1 protein-coding gene is annotated in these 2288 nt (G+C 68.2%); it reads right to left on the bottom strand.

The window, feature by feature from the left end; translation table 11 throughout:
- Positions 1–235: 235 nt before the first annotated feature.
- The gene (locus VKG81_RS04600; protein WP_324390145.1) at positions 236–1990 is read right to left on the bottom strand and encodes an IS1634 family transposase; all 1755 of its coding nucleotides are present in this window, start codon (positions 1988–1990) and stop codon (positions 236–238) included.
- Positions 1991–2288 lie beyond the last annotated feature (298 nt).

Below are 2288 nucleotides of genomic sequence, written 5' to 3'. Positions count from 1 at the left end.
CGGTAGAAGCCGGTGAGCGGGTCGGTGCCGCACGGTTCCAACGGGCTGCCCAGCACGTTGCGATCAGGCACCGGCCCAGTATCCCCTTCGCTGGTGCGGCCCGCGTGGGCGTGGCCACCCGATCCAGCCCGGGCCGCCCGTGTCGGCAACCTCCTAGTCCGAAGTTACGGCGCCAGAAACGAGCGAATCCCCGGCTGAGCTGGGGATTCGCTCGTTTCGGGTGTGGTTGTTGTGGCTACGCGGCTCTGAGCGGGATGGCGGTGTCGAGCAGTTGGAAGGCGCGGCGCTGATCGGGGGTGGCTTCGGTGAGCATGGGGATTTCTGCGCTGGTGTGGTGGTAGCGGATCTGGTTGCGGGTGAGGGTGGCGAGGTGGTCGAGTAGTCCGCGGAAGCTGCGCAGCGGGTTGCCGTGTTCGTCGCGTTGGGTGGAGGCCTTGGCGTCGGCGTGGGTGGAGCGTTGGGCGGGGGCGACGGGGTTGTCCCGCTGGGGTGGGTGCTCGTCGGTGAATGTCATCGGCGCCCAGGCTTGGCGCAGGTGCCAGACCACGTAGCAGGCGAGCATGCAGATCAGCACGTGGGCTTTGACGCGGTCGTCGAGGCGGTGGTGGATGGGCCGCAGGTCGAGGTCGTCGACCTTGATGATGCGAAAGTCGCGTTCGACGTTGGCGAGGTTCTTGTAGCCGGCCACCACCGCGGCCGGGTCGAGGGTGTCGGCGGGCACGCTGGTGCGCAGCACGTAGATGCCGTCCAGGGCGGCCTCGGCGGCGATCTGGTCGCCTTTACGGGCGATGGTCAGGCTGGTGTCGGTGATGGTGCGGTGAAAGTGCTTGCCCACCTTGTATTTGTCGATCACCTTGCCGACTGCTTCACCGATCTGGGCGGCCCCGGCGAGCGTGCCGCGGGCCACCCGGTCGGCGATCGGGTCGAGCTGTTTCTCGGTCGCGGCCAGCAGTTCGTCGCGTTTGCGGGCGCGTTCGGCGGCCAGCGCGGGGTTGCGGCAGGCGATCAGCCGTTCGCCGGGGTAGTCGGGGTGGGTGATCTCGGCCAGGTCGTGGGTGTCGAACAGGCTCATCTGCAGCGGCCCGTCGTCGGCGGCGAGTTTGGCGATCGCGGGGGCGCGCAGCGCGGTGATCCAGCCGAACCCGGTTCCGGTGTCGTCGCCCAGGTCGCGCAGCGCGGCGATGCGCGCGGAGGTGATCATGCCGCGGTCACCGACGAGCACCAGCTTCTCGAGCCCGAACTTGTCGCGGATCACGGTGACGATCTCGGTGAACGCGGTCGGGTCGGCGGTGTTGCCGGCGAACACGCGCACCGCCACCGGCCGGCCCTCGACGTCGGTGAGGATGCCGTACTCGATCTGCTCGCGGCCCTTCTTGCCGTCGCGGGAGTAGCCGCGGGCGGCCAGCGCGCAGCAGCGCCCGGTCACCCACGAGCTGGTCAGATCAAACAGCGCCATCCGCGCCGGATTCGCACCGACCGCGAGATGTTTTGCGGTCAGGCGTTTTTCGATCGCGTCCTGCCGGTCGGCGAGCCAGTCCATGGCCGCGTAGACCTCGTCGGTCGACGCAGCGGCCACGTCGAGGTCCGCGCCGAGGGTGGTGTCGGCCCACCCGGCCAGCGTGGACAACTTGCTGGCCGGGCGGACCACCCGCGAGATGATCAGCGCGAACGCGATATCCCGCGCCCGGCACGGCGGCCCCAGCAGTGCGGGCAGCCCCAGCGTGCGCGCCATCGCCGTCACCGCCGCCACGTGCCCGTGCGGCAGCGACCGGGTGATCGTGAACGCCCGCCCGGCGGGCACCAGCGTCTGTCCCTTCAGCGTCGCCTCGATCGCGTCGACCGCCTCACGCGGCAGCTTCGACAGGTTCGCCAGCGTCTCGTGCTTGACCTTCTTCCCGTCGCGGAAGGTGCGCCGCAGCAGCACCGTCTCGTAGACCCGCTCCTCACCGGACTTCGCCACATACGAACTCTTGTTCCGGGCTACGTGCATCGCACCGCTGTATGCCACCACATGTTGAACCCTAACGCGATCACCCTCAAAACCGTCGCAGCGACACACCACTTCAGTGGCTACACATTCAAGCTAATACACCACCGTCGACTCAGGTCAGACTCACAATCCCCACCGAAAACCGACTTAACTTCGGGCTAGCCCTAACTGCACCACTGCTGCACCACCGGGCGTCTGCTCACCATCGACACCATGGCGCTTCTGATCATCGCGACGGCCGCCGTGGACAGCGGCATTAGCGCCGGCCGGCTTAGAGCGAGGCGTTGATCGTCCGAGG

The sequence above is a fragment of the Mycobacterium sp. genome (assembly GCF_035314905.1).
Taxonomy (GTDB): Bacteria; Actinomycetota; Actinomycetes; order Mycobacteriales; family Mycobacteriaceae; genus Mycobacterium.
This window is presented reverse-complemented; position numbering and strand designations above follow the sequence as displayed.

Excerpts from the sequence above, each read along its gene's own strand:
- VKG81_RS04600 (WP_324390145.1), bottom strand. The coding sequence starts at position 1,990 with ATGCACGTAGCCCGGAACAAGAGTTCGTATGTGGCGAAGTCCGGTGAG.